Annotated in this window: 15 protein-coding genes; 10 read left to right on the top strand and 5 right to left on the bottom strand. The window is 52.2% G+C overall.

Features of this window, described 5'->3' with window-relative positions:
- Positions 1-4: 4 nt before the first annotated feature.
- The gene (locus tag JFY74_17110; protein QQG27768.1) at positions 5-226 is read left to right on the top strand and encodes a DUF3820 family protein; all 222 of its coding nucleotides are present in this window, start codon (positions 5-7) and stop codon (positions 224-226) included.
- A gap of 92 nt (positions 227-318) precedes the next feature.
- Here the strand turns inward: JFY74_17110 and JFY74_17105 are convergent, their stop codons facing one another.
- The 4 genes from JFY74_17105 to garD form a co-directional block, all read right to left on the bottom strand.
- Positions 319-675, bottom strand: coding sequence for a FlxA-like family protein (locus tag JFY74_17105; protein QQG27767.1), 357 nt, complete (start codon positions 673-675; stop codon positions 319-321).
- A gap of 198 nt (positions 676-873) precedes the next feature.
- On the bottom strand, positions 874-1284 hold the full coding sequence (locus JFY74_17100; protein ID QQG27766.1) for a FlxA-like family protein: 411 nt from the start codon (positions 1282-1284) through the stop codon (positions 874-876).
- A 170-nt stretch (positions 1285-1454) separates the two neighbouring features.
- Positions 1455-2990: a PAS domain-containing protein gene (locus JFY74_17095; protein ID QQG27765.1), complete on the bottom strand. Its 1536-nt coding sequence runs from the start codon at positions 2988-2990 to the stop codon at positions 1455-1457.
- A gap of 668 nt (positions 2991-3658) precedes the next feature.
- Entirely contained in the window at positions 3659-5233 is a 1575-nt protein-coding gene (gene garD / locus JFY74_17090) for a galactarate dehydratase (GenBank protein ID QQG27764.1), read from the bottom strand.
- Between the two features lie 543 nt (positions 5234-5776).
- On the opposite strand from garD, the gene JFY74_17085 reads away from it, so the two are divergent.
- From JFY74_17085 to JFY74_17060, 6 genes are all read left to right on the top strand, one after another.
- Entirely contained in the window at positions 5777-7129 is a 1353-nt protein-coding gene (locus JFY74_17085; GenBank protein QQG27763.1) for an MFS transporter, read from the top strand.
- Positions 7130-7994: 865 nt separating this feature from the next.
- On the top strand, positions 7995-9332 hold the full coding sequence (locus tag JFY74_17080) for a glucarate dehydratase (GenBank protein QQG27762.1): 1338 nt from the start codon (positions 7995-7997) through the stop codon (positions 9330-9332).
- Positions 9333-9368: 36 nt separating this feature from the next.
- Positions 9369-10709 (top strand): glucarate dehydratase, encoded by a 1341-nt coding sequence (gene gudD / locus JFY74_17075; protein QQG27761.1) that lies wholly within the window; start codon positions 9369-9371, stop codon positions 10707-10709.
- A 69-nt stretch (positions 10710-10778) separates the two neighbouring features.
- On the top strand, positions 10779-11549 hold the full coding sequence (gene garL, locus JFY74_17070; protein QQG27760.1) for a 2-dehydro-3-deoxyglucarate aldolase: 771 nt from the start codon (positions 10779-10781) through the stop codon (positions 11547-11549).
- Between the two features lie 89 nt (positions 11550-11638).
- A complete protein-coding gene (gene garR, locus JFY74_17065; protein QQG27759.1) occupies positions 11639-12523 on the top strand; it encodes a 2-hydroxy-3-oxopropionate reductase in 885 nt (294 codons plus the stop codon).
- A gap of 177 nt (positions 12524-12700) precedes the next feature.
- Entirely contained in the window at positions 12701-13846 is a 1146-nt protein-coding gene (locus JFY74_17060; GenBank protein QQG27758.1) for a glycerate kinase, read from the top strand.
- A gap of 544 nt (positions 13847-14390) precedes the next feature.
- Here JFY74_17060 and barA read toward each other — a convergent pair.
- Positions 14391-17186, bottom strand: coding sequence for a two-component sensor histidine kinase BarA (gene barA, locus JFY74_17055; GenBank protein QQG27757.1), 2796 nt, complete (start codon positions 17184-17186; stop codon positions 14391-14393).
- A 117-nt stretch (positions 17187-17303) separates the two neighbouring features.
- Between barA and rlmD the strand changes: the two genes are divergently transcribed.
- The 3 genes from rlmD to mazG all read left to right on the top strand — a co-directional run bounded on the left by rlmD (position 17304) and on the right by mazG (position 22144).
- Positions 17304-18653: a 23S rRNA (uracil(1939)-C(5))-methyltransferase RlmD gene (gene rlmD / locus JFY74_17050; protein ID QQG27756.1), complete on the top strand. Its 1350-nt coding sequence runs from the start codon at positions 17304-17306 to the stop codon at positions 18651-18653.
- A 53-nt stretch (positions 18654-18706) separates the two neighbouring features.
- Positions 18707-20944 (top strand): GTP diphosphokinase, encoded by a 2238-nt coding sequence (gene relA / locus JFY74_17045; protein ID QQG27755.1) that lies wholly within the window; start codon positions 18707-18709, stop codon positions 20942-20944.
- Positions 20945-21331: 387 nt separating this feature from the next.
- A complete protein-coding gene (mazG, locus tag JFY74_17040) occupies positions 21332-22144 on the top strand; it encodes a nucleoside triphosphate pyrophosphohydrolase (GenBank protein ID QQG27754.1) in 813 nt (270 codons plus the stop codon).
- The last annotated feature ends 61 nt before the right edge of the window (positions 22145-22205 follow it).

Genomic DNA, 22205 nt, shown 5'->3' with positions numbered 1-22205 from the left:
ACGGATGGAAAAAGAAGACCTGATAGACATTGCTAGGATGCAGATGCCGTTTGGTAAATACAAAGGGCGAGTGCTGATTGATTTACCGGAAGAGTACCTGCTGTGGTTCTCCCGCAAGGATGAATTTCCTAAAGGTCGCTTAGGGGAATTGATGCAAATTACGTTGGCAATCAAGATAGAAGGTCTGCAAGGGTTGGTCACGCCGCTGAAACGGCCCCGTCCCTGATTATCCATTTCCTGTCGTAACCCTCGATGAAAAAAGGTCGCTTCAATGAAGCGACCTTTCACGTTTACTGGCTACCCCATCCCTGACGCAGACTACACGTAGATATTAATCTGGTTGTCTTCTGTCGGGCGGTTAACGCCTTCTTGTTTAGCACTTTGAGTCGGAGCAGAGGAATCAGACTGCTGTTCTGGTTTTTCACTCTGCAAGCGGGCAATTTGTGCTTGTAACGCCTGAATCTGTGCCTGAATTGCCTGTTGTTGTTGTTCGATCAGCTTACGTTCTTCGTCGCTTTCTGCGCTGGAAGCGGATTCGGTCAGTTTAGTGACCTGTTTGGTAAGCGCCTGAACCTGCTTGGTGAGCTGCGCAATCTGCTGCTCTGAGGTGTTGCTGCTTTTACTGCTGCTTGCTGTTGTTGTCGATACGCTGATACTGCTGATGGTGTTTGACATTTTCCCTCCTGAAAAGATGCCGATATACCCGAATTATTCGGGGTACAAGCCGTTATATCGGTAATTTAAGCACTTTCTCGAAGGGGATATTGTTGGCAATGAAACATGAAATACTCACTTTCCTGATAGCTCATGTAACAAAATGTATCAATCAGGAAAGAGAGAGAAAGAAAGAAGGGAATGCGTCAGATATTGCTGTTAGACGTAGATATCAACACCGCCTTTTTTGTCTTTATTTTCAGTTTGTTGTGATGTTGTTTTTGATGCTTCTTCCATCGCTTTCTTTTCCGCTTCTTCTTTTTGGATGCGGGCAATTTCGGCATAGAGCGCTTGGATCTGCGCCTGAATCATCTGCTGCTGTTGTTTGATGAGTTTACGCTCGGCTTCGCTTTCCGCTTTTTGGGCGGATGTACCCAGCTCTTTTAGCTTGTTAGTCAGTTGCTTGATTTGATTTTGTATTGCAGCGATTTTTTGTTGAGCACCACTACCCGTATTGGCGGTAGAGGCAGCTTTACTCTCTGTATCAGATGAAGCCTTATTCGCTGCAGGCTTATTGGCTGCAGCGGCCGTCGCTGTTACGTTTGACACCGTATTCATTGTAATGGACATCACTTCCTCCTGAAATAAGTCAATTCTCCGACTATTATCGGCTGTGTCGTGTTTTTCTTTACGAAAAATTTACAAAACTACGAGGACGATATGCGTTTGCTGGAAGGAAAAAAAGCTGCTGGCAAGGGCGCTGTCCTACTCCCTTGCCACAGTTGAAGAGATGATGCTCGTTAACTGCCGTACACGTTAATTGCGCTATTCAGTCGTCTGGCCTGAAGGTTGAGCCCTTCAGCGGCTTCTGTAGAGTGCGTAACCATATCGGTGTTGCGCTGTGTCATTTGTTCTATCTGTGCAATAGAGGTATTGATCAGGCCCAATGCCGAGGTTTGCTCATGCGTTGCGTTGCTGATCTCTTTGATCATGGTGGAGACCTGCAAGACTTCATCAACGATATCGCTGATATGTTTGCCCGCGTTTTCGACCATTGTGCTGCCCTGTTTTACACTTTCGACGTTGGCGTCGATCAACGTTTTAATCTCTTTGGCCGCAGAGGCCGAATGCTGTGCCAGATTGCGAACCTCGGCGGCTACCACCGCAAATCCGCGCCCTTGTACGCCCGCACGAGCGGCTTCAACGGCCGCATTCAGCGCAAGGATGTTGGTCTGGAAGGCAATACTGTCTATCACGCCAATGATATCAACGATTTTATCGCTGGCGCTGGAGATGGAATCCATCATACCGATGGTTTCCTTCATGATATTGCCACCTTTAAACGCGGTGTTGCTGGCGGCTTCTGCCATGGTGGTGGCCTGTGCCGCCGTTTCTGCACTCTGCTGTACGGCAACGGTAATTTCTTCAATGGCGGCGGCAGTTTGTTGCAGATTGGCCGATGTCTCTTCCGTGCGGGTATTCAGGTCGACATTGTTTTCCGCCAGCTTATGGCTGACGTTGGTGATGCCGTTTACCTGTGTACTGACGTCGTCGACAAGCGAATGCAGGTTCAGGGCAAACTGGTTAACAGAGCGGAGAAGCAAGCCAATTTCGTCGACCCGGTTCAGGTGGACATGCTTGACTTTACGGCCTGATACCACATGCTGAGCCTGTTTGAGTATCATCCTGATTGGCTGTGCAATTTGCTTTTGCAGAAACTGATCCATGATGACGATGAGTAACAGCGTCAGTGCCAGCAGCCACAGCGGATTCATGCCGCTGAAAGCAAGCAGTGCGGGAATGAGGCCCACCGCCAGTACTGCCAGGCGCAAGCGCCAGCGGACTGACAATTTCTGCAAGAGCGACAGTGGCGAAAAGAGTCCGGTGCGAACGACTAATCCTTTGTAGAACTTACGGCTGCCCGCCTGTTTTTTCTGCACGGCGCTATACAGCGTTTCGGCATACTTGATTTCTTCGGCACTGGGCGTGTTGCGTACCGAAATATAGCCTGCGAGCTGCTCCTGCTGGTAGACCGGTGTAACGTTGGCGCGAACCCAGTAGTGGTCACCGTTGTTGCGACGGTTTTTCACTAATCCGGTCCAGCTATCGCCTTGTTTCAGCGTAAACCACATGTCGGCATAGGCTTCCACGGGCATGTCGGGATGGCGCACAATATTGTGAGGCTGGTTGATGAGCTGCTCTTCGGAAAAACCGCTAACCGTAATGAAGGCAGAATTGGCATAGGTAATGTGGCTGTGAATATTTGTCGTGGACATCAATATGGTGTCCATGTCTAACAGATACTCCTGCTGTGTGACAGGTGTATTCAATCTCATTAGAAACCCCGGCGTACGTATCCCGCTCAGTTTCCAGGTTCAGACACGCTGGCCGCTTTTCTCGCCTCAGACGCTCTGGTTATTACAGAGGCTGAAACGCAGTGTCGCTGCCGAATGGTTCGTCCCGTGAAATCTGTCAGGCATATTGCTGTGTAAATATTCAAGTTATTCAAATGGGTATACTGAAATTTTTTGGGTGACTTGCTCGCTTATATAAAGTAGTGCCTGACACTATTTGTAATGGGCGGGCTATTAACCCTATATTGTGCGTGATGGAGATTTTGTAACTGTATTTTTGTAACAAATATGTCATCAGTGTTAGCACGCTTTTTCAGCACGCGTAAATTTATGATGAGGACGATTATCTGTCAATTGATTCATTTTATTAGCAATAAATAATCGGTAAAAAAATGATTAAAAATAGATGGGAACATATAGGGTTTTTTCTTAAAAGATTTATTTGGTGTGGATGAAATTGACAATAAGAAAAATTATTTGTTAATTTTTTTATGTCTTTTCTTTGCGTGAATGAAATTAAATGTTGCTGCCCTGCTGTTTATTCTTTTAATTACGGCCTTTCTTCCATTTTTATTGACGCTGAATTTATTGCAGATCAAATAACGCTATCCGCAGACCAGATAATGATTCTGGCCTGCGGAGAAAGATAATCAGGTTACTGGCGCCGGATTGAAAACGGCCAGTGCGTTATGCAGGCCCCACTGATCGGACCAGGTTTTTTTCCTGCCGCTGGCGATATCCAAAATGAAGTGGAAAAGCTGCCAGCCTACGTCTTCGATCGTGGCCTCTCCGGTAGCAATGGTTCCGGCATCAATATCCATCAGATCGTGCCAGCGGTTTGCCAATGCGGTTCGGGTCGCCATTTTGATCACAGGGACAGCCAGCAGGCCATAGGGTGTGCCACGACCGGTGGTGAAGACTTGCACGGTGATACCGGAAGCAAGCTGCTGGGTGCCGCACACGAAGTCGCTGGCCGGTGTTGCGGCGTAAATCAAGCCGCGTTTGGTTGGACGCTGACCGGGGGACAGGACTTCGACAATCGCGCTGGTGCCGGATTTGGCGATGGAGCCGAGCGCTTTTTCCACCACGTTCGCGAGGCCACCTTTTTTGTTGCCCGGCGATGGGTTGGCGCTACGATCGGTCTGGCCGCTGTCGAGGTAGTTATCGTACCAGGCCATTTCTTCCAGCAGGCGTTTACCGACTTCTTCATTGATGACGCGCGGCGTCAACAGATGAATGGCGTCGCGCACTTCGGTCACTTCGGAGAACATGACGGTCGCACCGCAGCGTACCAACAGGTCGGAGGCAAAACCAACGGCAGGATTCGCGGTGACGCCAGAGAACGCATCGCTGCCGCCACACTGCATGCCGACAACCAGCTCAGAGGCCGGACAGGTTTCACGCTGACGTTTGTTCAACCGTTGCAGGTGTTTGTCTGCCATCGTCAGAATGTCATCCACCATCGATCTGAAACCAACATGGTGTTCATCCTGCAAGCGGACAATGCTGGTGTCGTCGAGGGAGATGGCTTGTACATCAGGCGTCCCTTCCAGCAGACGCTCCGGCTGCAATTTTTCACAGCCCAGGCCGACCACCAGTATTTCGCCGCCAAAATTCGGGTTCAGCGCCAGATTGTGAATGGTACGGATGGGAACCACCGCAGCAGGGGCATTGATTGCCACGCCACAGCCATAAAGATGGTTGAGTGCGACCACGCCATCCACATTGGGATATCTCGGCAATAAGTCTCGCTCGATAATCTTGACGACATAGTCCACCACGCCCGCGACGCAGTGCACGCTGGTGGTAATGCCCAACAGGTTTTTCGTACCTACGCTGCCATCGGCGTTGCGGTAACCTTCAAAGGTGTAGCCTTCCAACGCAGGCAACGTGGGGGGGATTTTGGTCGCCAGCGGCAGGGTTTCCAGCGCGGGAGCCTGAGGCAACTCGACCAGAGATTCATCGATCCAGCTTCCTTTGGCAATATCACGCAGCGCATACCCGATAATTTCACCATAGCGGATGATGGCGCCTGATTTGGCGATATCCACAAGGGCCACTTTGTGACCTTGCGGAACATGCTCAATTAATTCCAGATCATCATTAAAACGGATTCCGGCACGTAAGCCATTATTATTAACAACAATGGCAACATTATCAGAATCGTGGACCTTAATATAAAGTGGCTGCTCTTGTGCAGCATTACTTTCTGATTTATCTGACATGATGCAAGCCTTTATTATTGGTTTATCAGAAACACGGTGGTAACGATTACCACGCTATTACTTCACTGCTCGCTAATGAGTATACGTGAGGTTCCCTTCTCGTACATTATGCAATTGACCTAAGCCAGCGCTTTTTGTTTCTGATTTATCAGGCGAAGATCCAATTTTTGGTGAGTTTGATCACATTCTTCCGGCGCACGGTTTTTAAGTCAGAAATGAAAATAATGTGTATGAATGTAAAAAGAGAATAGCGGCATTTTTCGTGAAACACCTCGCACTATATAGGGCAAGTGCCCCAACATATTCAAAAGGACATTTTTAATGTTGTGCTTTTAGCTAGTGAGCAGCCAGTGGGTAAAAATTATAATGTTCCTGCGAGTTGAAGATGTCAGCTAATTACTCTGATGCTATATAGCCTGGCTATTCGCAAAAAAAATAAAAATGGGAATGTTAACTATCCACTGATCTTCATTCTGATAACCCTACACCGTTATCTGTTATTCGGAATGAATGAGCGAACCGCGATTGAAGCAGGAGTTCATCATGAATACAGTAAGCTCAGCAGCTGGCGCGATACAAAAGAGAACAAACGCCCGCTACTGGATTGTCGTGATGTTGTTTATTGTCACGTCATTTAACTATGGGGACCGCGCAACCTTGTCCATTGCTGGTTCAGCAATGTCTAAGGAAATTGGGCTGGATGCGGTGGGGATGGGCTATATCTTCTCAGCGTTCTCCTGGGCATATGTTATTGGGCAAATACCCGGAGGCTGGCTGCTCGATCGCTTTGGTTCAAAGAAAGTCTACTTCTATAGTATTTTTACCTGGTCGATTTTTACCTTATTACAAGGTTTTGTCGATATCTTCAGCGGCGCTGGCATTGTCATTTCCCTGTTCTTGCTGCGCTTTATGGTTGGTTTGTGTGAATCACCCTCCTTCCCGGGGAATAGCCGAATTGTAGCGGCCTGGTTCCCTGCACAAGAACGTGGTACTGCCGTCGCGATATTCAACTCGGCGCAATACTTCGCTACTGTGATTTTTGCTCCTATCATGGGCTGGCTGGTGCACGCCGTGGGTTGGGCACATGTGTTCTGGTTCATGGGCGGGTTGGGGATCATTCTGAGCTTTGTCTGGCTGAAAGTGATCCACGATCCAAAAGATCACCCGAGTGTGAATCAGGCCGAGCTGGATTACATTGAGGCCGGTGGTGCACTGATTAATATGGATGCCAAAGGGACGAAGAAAGAGGTCGTTAAAGGGGAGAAATGGCACCAAATCAAGCAATTAATGCAGTCCCGTATGATGCTGGGTGTGTATATCGGCCAATACTGTATTAACGCACTGACCTACTTCTTCATTACCTGGTTCCCGCTTTATCTGGTTCAAGCTCGCGGTATGTCGATCCTCAAAGCGGGATTTGTCGCCTCGGTTCCTGCTATCTGTGGTTTTGTCGGAGGCGTTCTGGGTGGCATCATTTCCGATTATCTGATGCGTCGGACTAACTCCCTGACCTTTGCCCGTAAAACGCCTATCGTTCTCGGTATGTTGCTCTCCATGTCGATGGTGATTTGTAACTACGTTGAAACCGAATGGGTGGTTATTGCGGTGATGTCTGCAGCCTTCTTCGGCAAAGGCATTGGTGCGCTGGGCTGGGCGGTTATGGCGGATACTGCACCGAAAGAAATCAGCGGGTTAAGCGGCGGGCTGTTCAATATGTTCGGTAACGCGTCTGGTATCGTGACGCCGATTGCGATTGGCTACATTATCGGCATGACCGGTTCGTTCAATGGCGGTCTGGTGTATGTCGGGATTCATGCGTTGGTTGCCATCGTCAGCTACCTGTTCATCGTACAAGATATTAAACGTATCGAATTGAAGCCGTTCGTTAAGAATTAAGGCCAGTCGTTACCGTATTAGTCTAGATATAGGCAATAACACAAAACGCTGTTCCATCAGTATGATGGCGCAGCGTTTCGCTATATACCCGTCATACTTCAAGTTGCATGTGCGTTGGCTGCGCTCACGCACCCGAATCACTTACCTGAGTAAGCTCATCGGGATGCCTTCTCTTGCCGCCTGCCTGAAACTCGAATTATTTAGGGTATAAATTTGTCATTTATTCATGCCCTTTAACGTCGGGTTTTACCTCTTCGAAATTGGGTGCCAAAGGGGCGTATTTCGGTGTTTATAAGACGGAAATTCGCTTTTCACGGTTTTCGTGAAACACCTCCCATTGGCCTGTGATAATGACATATTTAATCTGCATTTCGACAGGGAATGCTGTGCTATTGCCCAATGAGTTGTGAAATAAGAAAACTTATACTTTTTACTGAGGTTGGTAAGGCGGTACGGATTACAACATCGTTTTCCTGACTGGTTTATTTCGGTATCGGGACAGTTATACCTCAAATAATTCGAGTTGCGGGAAGGCGGCAACCGCGGGAATCCCAGGAGCTTACATCAGTAAGTGACTGGGGTGAGTAAGGGAAGCCAACGCACATGCAACTTGAAGTATTACGGGTATATAACCTGTTTTTATTCTGATAACCCTACAAGCAGTGTTCAGTTCAAATCAGAGTAAAAACAAGGTCGCGCTAATAAAGTAGGAAAACAACATGAAATTATCTACTGGTGCACCATCTGTTTTTTATTTCTGTATGACTGAATTATTTTCATCCGCCTCTGCGCGCCCCTGCGTTGTGGCAACTATCGGAAACCTAAGCGTCAATCCTGTGCGCTCCATTCATGACGGGAGCCTGTCATGACAAACTTTTCAGCGACGCCTGTGATTACCGACATGAAAGTCATTCCCGTTGCGGGTTATGACAGCATGCTGCTGAACATCGGTGGTGCACACGGTGCTTACTTCACGCGTAATCTCGTCATTCTAACCGACAGCGCCGGGCATACCGGTGTCGGCGAAGCGCCCGGTGGTGAAGTCATTTACAACACGCTGGTTGAAGCCATTCCTCGTGTGAAAGGCGAACAAATCGCCCGCATGAACCGTCTGGTTCATGACATTCATGTCGGCAACCAATCTTCTGATTTTGATTCCTTCGGCAAAGGCGCCTGGACGTTTGAGCTGCGCGTGAATGCGGTGGCAGCACTCGAAGCGGCGCTGCTCGATCTGCTGGGGCAATTCATGGGTGTCCCCGTTGCCGAACTGCTGGGGCCGGGTAAACAGCGTGATGAAGTCACCGTGCTCGGTTATCTGTTCTATATCGGCGATCGCACTAAGACGGATCTACCTTATTTAACTGGCGAAAAAGGCAAGCACGAGTGGTATCACCTGCGTCACCAGCAGGCGATGGACAGCGACGCGATTGTGCGTTTGGCCGAAGCCACAACTGACCGCTACGGATTTAAAGATTTCAAACTCAAAGGTGGTGTACTGCCCGGCGAGCAGGAAATTGATGCCGTGAAAGCGCTGAAAAAGCGTTTCCCGGATGCGCGTATTACCGTCGATCCAAACGGTGCCTGGCTGCTGGATGAAGCGATTGAGTTGTGCAAAGACATGAAGGGCATTCTGACCTACGCAGAAGACCCGTGCGGTGCTGAACAAGGTTTCTCCGGTCGTGAAGTAATGGCGGAATTCCGTCGTGCCACCGGGCTACCGGTCGCGACCAACATGATTGCGACCAACTGGCGCGAAATGAACCATGCTGTGATGCTACAAGCGGTCGATATTCCGCTGGCCGATCCCCATTTCTGGACGATGCACGGTGCGGTGCGCGTCGCCCAACTGTGTGATGAATGGGGCCTGACGTGGGGCTGCCATTCCAATAACCACTTCGATATTTCTCTAGCGATGTTCACGCACGTAGGGGCGGCGGCACCGGGTAACCCGACGGCGATTGATACGCACTGGATTTGGCAAGAAGGGCAGCATCTGACCAAAGAGCCACTGCAAATCGTCAACGGCAAGATTAAGGTGCCGGATCGTCCCGGTCTGGGAATTGAGCTGGATATGGAACAGGTCATGAAAGCCCACGATCTGTACAAAAAATTACCGAGCGGGGCACGTAATGATGCCGTCGCCATGCAGTACCTGATTCCTGGTTGGAAATTTGATCGTAAACGCCCGGTTTTTGGCCGCTAACCCTACATAGAAAAATTAGAGAGAAAGGATAAGAAAATGACATTGCAAAGTTCAACTCCGGTGATTACCCACATGCAGGTTATTCCGGTTGCAGGTCACGACAGTATGCTGCTCAACCTGAGTGGTGCACATGCACCTTATTTCACTCGCAACATTGTGATTCTGAAAGATAACGCCGGGAATACCGGCGTCGGAGAAATTCCCGGCGGTGAGAAAATCCGTCAGACGCTGGAAGATGCTGCCGCGCTGGTGGTAGGCAAAACGCTGGGCGAATACAAAAACGTTATGACGGCGGTGCGTGTGCAGTTCGCCGACCGCGATTCTTCCGGGCGCGGTTTGCAGACATTCGATCTACGTACCACTATCCATGTCGTCACGGGGATCGAAGCCGCCATGCTCGATCTGCTGGGGCAATTCCTCAACGTCAGCGTGGCCTCGCTGCTAGGCGATGGTCAACAGCGTGATGCCGTCGAGATGCTGGGTTATCTGTTCTACATCGGCGATCGTAATAAAACCGATCTGCCTTACCAGAGTCAGGCTAACGAGAAATGCGACTGGTATCGCCTGCGTCACGAAGAAGCGCTGACGCCAGAAACCATCGTGCGTCTGGCTGAAGCCGCGTATGAAAAATACGGTTTCAACGATTTCAAACTGAAAGGCGGCGTACTGGCCGGTAGCGAAGAGGCCGAAGCGGTGACCGCGCTGGCGAAACGTTTCCCACAGGCTCGCATCACGCTGGATCCGAACGGTGCCTGGTCGCTGGATGAAGCTATCGGCCTGGGTAAACAGCTACGCGGCGTGCTGGCGTATGCAGAAGATCCGTGCGGCGCGGAACAAGGCTTCTCCGGTCGTGAAGTGATGGCGGAATTCCGCCGTGCGACGGGGCTGCCTACCGCGACCAACATGATCGCCACCGACTGGCGGCAGATGGGTCACACTATTTCGCTGCAATCGGTCGATATCCCGTTGGCCGATCCGCACTTCTGGACGATGCAAGGTTCCGTACGTGTGGCGCAGATGTGCCACGAATGGGGCTTAACCTGGGGTTCTCACTCCAATAACCACTTTGATATTTCACTGGCCATGTTTACTCAGGTCGCTGCGGCGGCTCCGGGCAAGATTACGGCGATTGATACGCATTGGATCTGGCAGGAAGGTAACCAACGCCTGACGAAAGAACCGTTGCAGATTGTTGGCGGCATGGTGGAAGTGCCGAAGAAACCGGGTCTGGGCGTTGAGCTGGATATGGATCAGGTGATGAAAGCACACGAACTGTATAAAAACATGGGATTAGGCGCACGTAACGACGCCATGGGAATGCAGTACCTTATTCCTGAGTGGACGTTTGATAATAAACGTCCGTGTCTGGTTCGCTAACGTTCTGATTTTCCGTTTTTTGAGCGCGCCGCTTCAGGCAAGCGGCGCTGGAATGACCGAGGATAAAAAATGAAGACTCCGCTGTTACCTAACCGTTTTCGCCAAGATTTGCTGCAGGGGAAAACGTTGATTGGCTGCTGGTGTGCGCTGGGCAACCCGATTTCAACTGAAGTGCTGGGGCTGGCGGGATTCGACTGGCTGGTGCTGGATGGAGAGCATGCGCCTAACGATATCGTGACGTTTATTCCTCAGCTCATGGCGCTGAAAGGCAGCCACAGCGCGCCTGTCGTCCGTCCGCCGTGCAATGAGCCAATCATCATCAAGCGACTGCTGGATATCGGGTTCAATAACTTCCTGATTCCTTTCGTGGAAACGGCGGAAGAAGCTGCACGTGCGGTCGCGTCAACCCGTTATCCGCCAGCGGGTATCCGCGGCGTTTCCGTGGCGCACCGTAGCAACTGTTATGGCACCGAACCGAACTATTTTGCCAACATTAACGACAACATTACCGTCGTAGTGCAAATCGAAAGTCAGGACGGCCTCGACAATCTGGATGAAATTATTGCCGTAGACGGCGTAGACGGCGTGTTTGTTGGTCCGAGCGACCTGTCTGCGGCGCTGGGCTACCTCGGTCAGCCTAATCATCCTGACGTGCAGAAAGCGATCCGCCACATCTTCGATCGTACTGCTGCGCATAACAAGCCGTGCGGCATTTTGGCTCCGGTTGAAGCCGATGCGCGTCGCTATCTGGAATGGGGCGCAAGCTTCGTTGCGGTCGGTAGCGATCTGGGCGTGTTCCGCAGCGCAACACAGGCGCTGAGCGACAAGTACAAGAAGTAATTCAGTCATTCCGTGCGAATCGGATCCGCCATGAGGCGGGTTCATCGTGAATTGAAGTGATATCTACATCAGACAATGAGGTTAGGGCGATGAAAATTGGTTTTATTGGATTGGGCATCATGGGAAAACCGATGAGTAAAAATCTGCTGAAAGCAGGTTACTCATTAGTCGTGATGGATCGAAATCTGGACGCGGTCGCGGAAGTGGTTGCGGCGGGCGCTACGGCGGCTGAAACGCCGAAACAGGTTGCGGAGCAGTGCGATGTCATCATCACTATGCTGCCTAACTCTCCACACGTTAAAGAAGTGGTGCTGGGTGAAAACGGCGTCATCGGCGGTGCGCGTGCCGGAAGCATTGTGGTGGATATGAGTTCAATCGCCCCGCTTGCCAGCCGTGAAATTGCTACCGCACTGGCGGCGAAAGAGATCGCTATGCTGGACGCGCCAGTCAGCGGCGGTGAGCCGAAAGCGATCGACGGCACGCTGTCCGTGATGGTCGGTGGTGACAAAGCCCAGTTTGACCGCTGCTTTGAGATTCTGAAATCCATGGCGGGTTCTGTTGTACATACCGGTGATATCGGCGCGGGCAACGTGACCAAACTGGCGAACCAGGTGATTGTGGCGCTGAACATTGCCGCCATGTCTGAAGCGCTGGTGCTGGCGACGAAAGCTGGGGTTAACCCGGATCTGGTTTATCAGGCGATCCGCGGTGGATTGGCAGGCAGCACCGTGCTGGATGCGAAAGCGCCGATGGTGATGGATCGTAACTTTAAGCCGGGTTTCCGCATCGATCTGCATATCAAAGATTTGGCGAACGCGCTGGATACCTCACACGGCGTCGGCGCACAGCTGCCATTAACGGCGGCGGTGATGGAAATGATGCAGGCGCTGAAAGCGGACGATCTGGGATCGGCCGACCACAGTGCGCTGGCGTGTTACTACGAGAAGCTGGCCAAAGTTGAAGTTACGCGATAAGCCGTGAAGCGATAGTCACGAGGCTGGCACAGGATGCCAGCCGACTGGCAGATAATCACTCTGATCTACCTACTGGATTTCAGGATCTGCTGCCCTGAACGTTGGCAGGTATAAGCGCCGTTTCATGAGCGCGCGGATTATTGATGCAATCGGAACGTTGATGAAATCGGATCGTTTATGAAAATAGTGATCGCACCGGATTCTTATAAAGAAAGCCTGTCTGCACAAGAGGTTGCTACGCAGATTGAAAAGGGATTTCGTGAAATATTTCCCGATGCCTGCTATGTCAAATTGCCCGTTGCAGATGGTGGGGAAGGCACCGTAGAAGCCATGGTCGCTGCGACCGATGGCAAGATTGTGAATGTTAAGGTGACAGGACCGTTAGGCGATAGCATCGACGCGTTCTTTGGCCTGTCTGGCGATGAAAAAACGGCTTTTATTGAGATGGCGGCGGCGAGCGGCCTGGAACGAGTGCCTTCGCAACTGCGTAATCCGTTAAAAACGACCAGCTATGGCACGGGCGAGTTGATTCGCTGCGCGTTAGATCATGGTGTTCGACACTGCATCATCGGCATTGGCGGGAGCGCAACCAATGACGGCGGATCGGGCATGGTGCAGGCGCTGGGCGCGAAGTTGCTGGATAAGCAGGGCGAGCAGATCGGTTTTGGCGGGGGGGAACTCGACAAACTCGCTCGCATTGATATCAGTGAGCTGGATGAGCGTATTAAAAATTGTCGCTTTGAAGTGGCCTGTGATGTGACCAACCCGTTGACGGGGAAACAGGGTGCGTCGGCGATTTTTGGCCCCCAGAAAGGGGCAACGCCGGAGATGATTGAACAGCTGGATAATGGGCTGAAGCATTATGCGGCGGTGATTCGCCACGATCTGGATATGGACGTGGAACACGTTCCCGGTGCGGGGGCGGCGGGCGGTATGGGGGCGGCGCTACAGGCTTTTTGCGGCGCTGAGCTGCGTCAGGGCATTGAGATTGTTACAGAAGCGTTGGGGTTGGATGCGCTGGTACGAGATGCCACGCTGGTGATTACCGGGGAAGGGCGCATCGACAGTCAGACAATCCACGGTAAAGTGCCGATTGGCGTGGCGCGGATCGCCAAACAGTATAACAAACCGGTGATTGGCATTGCTGGCAGCCTGACGGCAGATGTCGGGGTGGTGCATGAACATGGCCTGGATGCAGTATTTAGCGTGCTTTACAACATCTGCTCACTAGAAGAAGCGCTGGATAATGCGGCAGAGAATGTGCGGATGACGGCACGTAATATCGCCGCCACGATCCGACTGGCGCAGTCTGTGTCGCGCTGAGCGCTATCGTGATGCGGTTAATCAGCGCCTTTTATCTACACGTTTTTATGCAGATGCGGAGGCGGTTTCGTGCGCTCGTCCCTTAAACGTTCAGCGTTAGGTTCTCCCTCTGTCAGTCTGCTGTTTCTTATACGAATGCAGCGACATTGTGGGTTTTGCCGTTATCCGGCGTAAAAAATTATGCTGAGGAGATAGCTGGCTTCGGATGAGCCGCAGGACGCGGCGAAAGCTTGCGCCACGCCGGACAAAAACGTCAGAGACGTTTTTGAACAGCACGTGTGCTGGCCCGGAGGGCGAGCCCCATTTATGGGGTGAGTAATCGTGTCGCAAGCGGTCCGTAAAGCCAGATACCGACGAAGGCCCCGCGTTAGCGGCATAATTTCCGCCAAAAAGCCTGGGGTCACGGGGCGAGCGGCGTTTGAGCCGTCCCGTGTCGGGCGCGTGCTGCGGAGGAGCATGGAATAGCCATATTGTAAGCGCACGAAACTGTCTCCACAGCCACATAAAATATGACGAAGAGACAGGGCTATGCTGGGGATATTGATTACGAATGCATAGGTTTGATATGCGGCTGGGCGGCTTTGCGGACGTTGTCGATTTCGTCCAGCAACTCTAGCCATTCGGGTTCCAGATCGCTGGCGTGAATGCCTTTACGCAGCTGTTGTTCCAGATAGCGGCAGAGGCGTTGCAGACGCGGAACGCCGCTGTAGCTGCAACTGCCGTGCAGTTTATGAACCAGCTCGATGATGTCATCATCCGTCTGCCCCTTCAGCACGTTTTCTATCTTCCGCTGAACCTCTGGCAAGAAATCCAACAGCATTTGCAGCAGGTCGCGCGCCAGTTCCGGCTTGTTGGCCGCCTGTTGCTGCGCCAGCGCCCAGTCGAGTGATAGCTGGCTATCGTCGTGCTCGTTCAGTAATCCCGTCATCTCGCCCCGATTGCGCTTCAACGGATCTCGCCGTGCATGACGCGTCAACACGCTTTTCAGCATCTGTTCGTCTATCGGTTTCGCCAGATAGTCATCCATACCCGAACGCAGCAGATGCTCACGTTCACCCGTCATAGTCTGCGCCGTCACCGCGATGATAGGCGTGGTGGCATGGTGAGGGATCTGACGGATCAATTCGCTGGCGCAAATGCCGTCCATACCCGGCATCTGAATATCCATGAGAATAATATCGCACTGATTCAGTTCTGCCTGTGCAATCGCATCTTGTCCGCTTTCGCACAGGATAATCGTCTCGACCTGCTCTTCCAGCAGCGTGCCGATCAGTTTCAGATTAGCTGGATTGTCATCCACCGCCATCACGCTCAGCGGCAGACGAGCTGGGCGGCGTGCGGTACTTGATTGCGATACCGTGTCATCTGGCAGAAAAGAGAGTTGGAACAGCGTGCTGTCCTGTAACAGTGGCAGCAGGCGTGACGCCGCGAGCGGTTTGCTCAGGCAGGCATGTACGCCGAAAGTTTTCAACTGTTCGGCATCCATTTGCGCCAGGCTAGGTAGCGCCAGAATGACGCGGGGAGCACGGCGGCAGATATCGCGCAGTCTGGGCGTGTAATCGAGCAGTGTATTGCGATATTGCACGGGAATACCAAGTAGCAGGATATCAAACTCTCCCTCTGGCAGTTGCTCAAACGTCGGGCTGTAACTCACGATTAGCGGCGTTTGGCTCAGGATATCCAGCGTGGCTTGCGCGGCGGTGGGATGGTACTCGACGTAGGCCAGATGTTTACCTTGTAGCATCGTGTTGGCGGGTCCCGTCGGCATGGCGTGGGGATTGAGCGGTAACGTGATATGGAACCAGAAAGTCGAACCCTTGTTAAGCTGGCTCTGGAAGCTGATGTTGCCACCCATTTCTTTGACCAGACGCTGGGTGATGACCAGCCCAAGCCCCGTGCCGCCATGACGGCGTGAAATACTGGTGTCAGCCTGACGGAAGGCCTGGAATAGCTGCGATTGTTGCAACTCGGCAATACCGATGCCAGTGTCGCGTATTTGCACTTCAAGCTGGACCTGATGATGTTCCTGCCGACGCTTTTCAACCCGGATATCAATATTGCCCTGTTCAGTAAATTTAATCGCGTTACCCAGCAGGTTGGTGATGATTTGTTGTATCCGCAGCGGATCGCCGACAAACTGTTCGGGAACGTCATTCTGAATACTGAGCGTCAGCTCCAGCCCTTTTTCATGTGCCGTGTGCGCCAGCAGCATCACAACGTCGTCCAGCGTGTTGTGCAGGGAGAACGGAATATCCTCCAGCACCAGCTTTCCGGCTTCTAGCTTCGAGAAATCCAGCACATCGTTAATAATATTCAGCAAGTTATTGGCGGACCGCTCGATGGTGAGCAGATAGTCTGTCTGTGTCGCGTTCAGCGGTGTTTTCAACGTCTGGCGGGTGAAACCGATCACGCCATTCAGCGGCGTTCTCAGTTCGTGCGACATATTTGCCAGAAACTCAGACTTGATGCGGGCGGCTTCCTGCGCGCGCTTTTTAGCCAGATCCAGCTCGACGTTTTGGATCTCCATCTGCTCCAGCGTTTCCCGCAGATCGTAGGTCGCCTGATCGATATTTTGCTGCATTTCTTCGTGGTAGGCGGTCAGCGACATCGCCATGGAGTTGATGCCGTTTTTCAGCATATCCAGTTCGCCGAGCATGTAACCTTCGACCCGGCTATCCAACTGCCCACGACGAATACGATCGACGGTATCAACCATATTACGAATCGGGGTGGTGACATCCCGCATCAGACGATAAGCAAAAAGGACGGCGGCACCCAAAGATAACAGCAGTAGGAGCGCGGCAATGAAAATTTCCTGATACTGCTGAAGCTGAATGGTGCTGGTATCCAGCTCGATCACCAGATAGCCGAGAGGTGTCGCGGTGCCGGGCAGCACGGGCGTTGTTCCGCCCTGCATGAATTCGCTGTCAGTGACGATCGGCATGTGCAGAATCAGCGCGTCATTCGTGTGGTGCAGGTGCAGCTTATTGTGTGCAAGCGCATCGCTGCTGAGCGACTGTAATGTCACGTTGTTGCGGACGTTGGTGGTGGCGAGGAGCTGATTACGCGCATCGAACACGCTAATGGTACGAATAATCGCGGAGTGACGGCGATGAAGCGTATTGATTAACGCGGGAATTGTGTCCATCTGGCGATGAGTAATGGCATAAGCGCTGATGGTCGCCAGCGGCTCAATGATGCTGGTGCCCGAATCGGCCAATTGCGACTGCAACTGATTGTAACGATGGATGACGAAGAACGAACTAAGCAGCAGCCCGATCATCAACGTCGGTGCCAAAATCAGTATCAACATCCGTGCACGAAGACTGTATTTGGTCATGGGGTTCCAATGTGGGAGAATTAGAGGATGCTGAGCACCCAATGATGTAATTAGTTATCGGGTACTGCATGTACCGGTTACAGCCGTTCAACCCAAGAGATCAATCGATAGTACATTATGGCGCAATTCTACTCTCCAAACCGGCGTGTGACGACCCGGAAAGCAATTCCTGCTAAGAACCTCACTGTTACGGTCACGTCGCTTGATCCGTTTGGGCAGGGGGTGGCGCGTCACGAAGGCAAGACGGTGTTTGTCACGGGTGTACTGCCGGGAGAGCAGGCCGAGGTCCAACTGACAGAAGAGAAACGTCAGTTTTCGCATGCAAAACTTAAACGCCTGCTGACGCCTAGCCCGCAGCGCGTTTCGCCGCCGTGCCCGCATTTTACCGGCTGTGGCGGTTGTCAACAGCAGCACGCGGATATCGCGCTGCAACAGAGCAGTAAATCGGCTGCATTGATGCATCTGATGACGCGGGAAACGGGCGCTGAGCTGCCTGAAGCCTCGCTGATTGCTGGCACACCTTATGCCTATCGGAGGCGCGCGCGGCTTGCGTTATACTTTCAGGCAAAAGAGCAGCGTCTGTTGATGGGCTATCGGCAGTCAAATTCTCACGATCTGGTGGATATCAAAGTCTGTCCGGTGTTGCGCCCCGAGCTTGAAGCGCTGCTGCAACCGCTACGCGATTGCCTGAGTCGATTAAAGGCGGTGAAGCGCCTTGGGCATGTGGAGTTGGTGCAGGCGGAGAACGGTCCGCTACTGGTGCTGAGGCACCTTGATCCACTCCATTCATCGGATCAGCAGGCGCTGTGTGATTTTGCGCAGCAGCAGGGCGTTTCGGTTTATCTGGCTCCGGATGCCGATTCGCTGACGTGTCTACAGGGTGAAGAGCCGGTTTATCACGTTGCTGGGCTGACGCTGGCCTTTAGCCCGCGCGATTTTATTCAGGTTAATGATGCGGTGAATCAGCAGATGGTCGCGCAGGCGCTGGCATGGCTGGATGTGCAACCGCAGGATAGAATATTAGATCTGTTTTGTGGCATGGGTAACTTCACGCTACCGCTGGCACAGCGTGCCGCCAGCGTCGTTGGTGTAGAAGGGGTGGCCGCGTTAGTTGAGAAAGGACGCGAGAATGCCCGACGCAATGGGCTGCCCAATGTCACATTTTTTCACCAAAATCTTGAAGATGACGTCACGCAGCAGCCGTGGGCGGCTCAAGGTTTTGATAAGATATTACTTGATCCGGCACGTGCGGGCGCGGCAGGCGTGATGGAGCAGATAACCAGACTGGCACCTGAACGGGTGGTGTATGTCTCCTGTAATGCCACGACGTTAGCGCGCGATAGCAAAGTATTACTGGCAGCGGGTTTCAGGCTGGCGAATGTTGCGATGCTGGATATGTTTCCACATACCGGTCACCTTGAATCGATGGCACTGTTTTTGCACGATACCGGCACGCGAAAGGCGTAATAGGCAGCAAAGCGGCGTCGTTTGCAGGGTGAAGGGTAACGTAGGGAGAAATTATGGTTGCGGTAAGAAGTGCGCATTTGAATACGGCAGGTGAGTTTGTCCCTGATGCGTGGATTGCTTCACTGGGTATTTCCAGCCAGCAATCGTGTGAACGTTTAGCCGAAACCTGGCGTTACTGTGAGCAGCAAACGCAAGATCACGCCGATGCGTCGTTATTGCTGTGGCGCGGCATTGAAATGGTGGAAATCCTGTCCACGCTGAGCATGGACAATGATAGCATGTGCGCAGCGCTGCTCTTTCCGCTGGCAGACGCGAACGTGGTTGATGAGGCGACGCTGGAAGCCGCGTTTGGTAAAAACATCGTTGATTTGGTGCATGGCGTGCGCGATATGGATGCAATCCGCCAGCTCAAAGCCACGCAGAATGATTCCGGCGCGTCTGAGCAGGTCGATAACATCCGCCGCATGCTGCTGGCGATGGTGGAAGATTTCCGCTGCGTGGTCATCAAACTCGCTGAGCGGATTGCGCACCTGCGTGAAGTGAAGGATGCCCCGGAAGAAGAACGGGTATTGGCGGCCAAAGAATGTACCAATATCTATGCGCCACTGGCTAACCGCTTAGGTATCGGCCAGTTAAAGTGGGAGCTGGAAGATTTCTGCTTTCGCTATCTGCACCCTGATGAATATAAAAAAATCGCTAAGCTGCTGCATGAGCGCCGTATCGATCGTGCGCAGTACATTGACGATTTTGTCAAAACGCTGCGCAACGCGATGAAAGAAGAGGGCGTGCAGGCGGAGATCTACGGTCGTCCTAAGCATATCTACAGCATCTGGCGCAAGATGCAGAAGAAAGCATTGTCGTTCGATGAGCTGTTCGATGTCCGTGCGGTACGCATTGTCGTTGAGCGTTTGCAGGACTGCTACGGGGCGCTCGGTATCGTGCATACCCACTATCGCCATCTGCCGGACGAGTTTGACGACTACGTCGCTAACCCCAAACCAAACGGTTATCAGTCCATTCACACGGTGGTGTTAGGGCCGGGTGGAAAGACGCTCGAAATCCAGATTCGTACGCGACAGATGCATGAAGATGCCGAACTGGGCGTTGCAGCACACTGGAAATACAAAGAAGGCTCCTCCGTGGGCGGGCGTTCCGGCTACGAAGGCCGCATTGCCTGGCTGCGGAAACTGCTTGCCTGGCAGGAAGAAGTGGCGGATTCGAATGATGTACTGGACGAAGTCCGCAGTCAGGTGTTTGACGACCGCGTCTATGTCTTTACGCCGAAAGGTGACGTGGTGGATCTCCCCACGGGCTCCACGCCGTTGGATTTTGCTTATCACATCCACAGCGATATTGGGCACCGCTGCATCGGGGCGAAAATCGGCGGACGTATTGTGCCGTTTACCTACCAACTGCAAATGGGCGATCAGATTGAAATCATCACCCAGAAGCAACCGAACCCGAGCCGTGACTGGCTGAACCCGAATCTGGGATATATCACCACCAGCCGTGGGCGTTCTAAGATTCAGAACTGGTTCCGTAAGCAGGATCGTGACAAAAATATTCTGGCAGGTCGGCAGATTCTGGATGATGAACTGGCACACCTAGGCGTCAGCCTGAAAGCGGCGGAAAAATTGCTGTTGCCGCGTTATAACGTGAATTCACTGGATGAATTACTGGCCGCTATCGGCGGCGGTGATGTCCGTCTGAATCAGATGGTGAATTTCCTGCAATCGCAGTTAAAACAGCCTACTGCGGAAGAGCTGGATCGTGAAGCGTTGCGCCAGTTGACGCAGAAGTCACATCAGCCGCCGGTACGCAGTAATAATAAGGATAACGGCCGCGTGGTGGTGGAAGGTGTAGGCAATCTGATGCACCACATTGCCCGCTGCTGCCAGCCGATTCCGGGTGATGAGATCACCGGGTTTATCACGCGCGGACGGGGCATTTCAATTCACCGCGCCGACTGTGAACAGTTGGACGAACTGCGCGCCAGTTCGCCGGAGCGCATTGTTGATGCAGTATGGGGCGAAAGCTATTCCAGCGGCTATTCGCTGGTGGTGAGGGTGATTGCCAACGATCGTAGCGGCCTGCTGCGGGATATCACCACGATTCTGGCGAACGAGAAGGTTAATGTACTGGGCGTCGCCAGCCGCAGCGATACCAAGCAGCAACTGGCCACGATTGATATGGATATCGAGATCTACAATCTGCAAGTGTTGAGCCGCATTCTGGCGAAGCTCAACCAACTTCCAGATGTGATCGACGCGCGGCGCCAACAGGGGGCGTAAATGGTGGTTTCACCATCTGCCAGTTGAAAACCTTGGCGGGTGTGGTGAACAGTTTCGTGCGTGATTAGCCATATTGTTCTTTGTGGCACCATTGCCACGCCCGACTGAGGGATGCTCAGACGCCGCATCCCTCAGAACCCAGGCTTTTGGCGAGAATTGTGCCGCGATGCGGTTCCTTCGATGAACATGCCCGCTGTCGAGCCGCCTGTGACGCGTTCCATACGCGGCACAGGCTTTCGCCGCGTCCATGCGGCTCACTCGGCGGTCATGTGCATCTCAGCACAATTTTTTACGCCGTTGAAATGAAAATAGTGATGTCTTTGCGCTTTTTAGCCGAAGTTGGCTGCCGTGTTTTGCTATTTTTATACACATTTTTTCAGGAATATTATGACCGTATCTTTGACGAATTTATCCTCCGTCGAGCGCCTGCTCGCCATCATGAAAACCCTGCGCGATCCTGAAAATGGTTGTCCGTGGGATAAGAAACAGACGTTTGACACCATCGCGCCTTATACGCTGGAAGAAACGTATGAAGTGCTGGATGCCATCAGCCGTCAGGATTTTGATGATCTGCGCGGTGAGTTAGGGGATTTGCTGTTTCAGGTGGTGTTTTACGCGCAAATGGCGCAGGAAAAGGGCTTGTTCGATTTCTCCGATGTCTGTAACGCCATCAGCGACAAGCTGGAACGTCGGCACCCGCATATTTTCGGCGATTTGACGCTGACGGACAGCGATGCCGTGCTGGCAAACTGGGAGCAGACCAAAGCGCAGGAGCGGGCGGAGAAAGATCGTCATTCGCCGTTGGACGACATTCCTGATGCGCTGCCTGCCTTAATGAAAGCGCAAAAAATTCAGCAGCGTTGTGCCTCTGTTGGCTTCGATTGGGACAGCCTGGGGCCGGTGCTCGATAAAGTTTACGAAGAGATCGACGAGGTGATGTTTGAGGCGCGGCAAGCCGTTGTCGATGAAGAAAAATTAGGTGAAGAGATAGGTGATTTATTGTTCTCCACAGTCAATCTCTCTCGTCATCTGGGGCACAAGGCTGAGAATGCATTACAGGCGGCAAATCGCAAGTTCACTCGTCGTTTTCGCGAGGTAGAACAAATCGTTACGGCATCGGGAAAAACGCTGGAACAGGCGACGCTGGATGAAATGGAAGCCGCATGGCAGCAGGTGAAAAAACAGGAAATAGGCCATTAATCCGTTTTTAATCACAAACCCTGTTTTTATCGATTTTAATTAATTTATTCTATTGTTATTA

The sequence above is a fragment of the Pectobacterium carotovorum genome, from assembly GCA_016415585.1.
Lineage (GTDB): Bacteria > Pseudomonadota > Gammaproteobacteria > Enterobacterales > Enterobacteriaceae > Pectobacterium > Pectobacterium carotovorum_K.
This window is presented reverse-complemented; position numbering and strand designations above follow the sequence as displayed.

Excerpts from the sequence above, each read along its gene's own strand:
- JFY74_17110 (QQG27768.1), top strand. The coding sequence starts at position 5 with ATGGAAAAAGAAGACCTGATAGACATTGCTAGGATGCAGATGCCGTTT.
- JFY74_17105 (QQG27767.1), bottom strand. The coding sequence starts at position 675 with ATGTCAAACACCATCAGCAGTATCAGCGTATCGACAACAACAGCAAGC.
- JFY74_17100 (QQG27766.1), bottom strand. The coding sequence starts at position 1,284 with ATGTCCATTACAATGAATACGGTGTCAAACGTAACAGCGACGGCCGCT.
- JFY74_17095 (QQG27765.1), bottom strand. The coding sequence starts at position 2,990 with ATGAGATTGAATACACCTGTCACACAGCAGGAGTATCTGTTAGACATG.
- garD (QQG27764.1), bottom strand. The coding sequence starts at position 5,233 with ATGTCAGATAAATCAGAAAGTAATGCTGCACAAGAGCAGCCACTTTAT.
- JFY74_17085 (QQG27763.1), top strand. The coding sequence starts at position 5,777 with ATGAATACAGTAAGCTCAGCAGCTGGCGCGATACAAAAGAGAACAAAC.
- JFY74_17080 (QQG27762.1), top strand. The coding sequence starts at position 7,995 with ATGACAAACTTTTCAGCGACGCCTGTGATTACCGACATGAAAGTCATT.
- gudD (QQG27761.1), top strand. The coding sequence starts at position 9,369 with ATGACATTGCAAAGTTCAACTCCGGTGATTACCCACATGCAGGTTATT.
- garL (QQG27760.1), top strand. The coding sequence starts at position 10,779 with ATGAAGACTCCGCTGTTACCTAACCGTTTTCGCCAAGATTTGCTGCAG.
- garR (QQG27759.1), top strand. The coding sequence starts at position 11,639 with ATGAAAATTGGTTTTATTGGATTGGGCATCATGGGAAAACCGATGAGT.
- JFY74_17060 (QQG27758.1), top strand. The coding sequence starts at position 12,701 with ATGAAAATAGTGATCGCACCGGATTCTTATAAAGAAAGCCTGTCTGCA.
- barA (QQG27757.1), bottom strand. The coding sequence starts at position 17,186 with ATGACCAAATACAGTCTTCGTGCACGGATGTTGATACTGATTTTGGCA.
- rlmD (QQG27756.1), top strand. The coding sequence starts at position 17,304 with ATGGCGCAATTCTACTCTCCAAACCGGCGTGTGACGACCCGGAAAGCA.
- relA (QQG27755.1), top strand. The coding sequence starts at position 18,707 with ATGGTTGCGGTAAGAAGTGCGCATTTGAATACGGCAGGTGAGTTTGTC.
- mazG (QQG27754.1), top strand. The coding sequence starts at position 21,332 with ATGACCGTATCTTTGACGAATTTATCCTCCGTCGAGCGCCTGCTCGCC.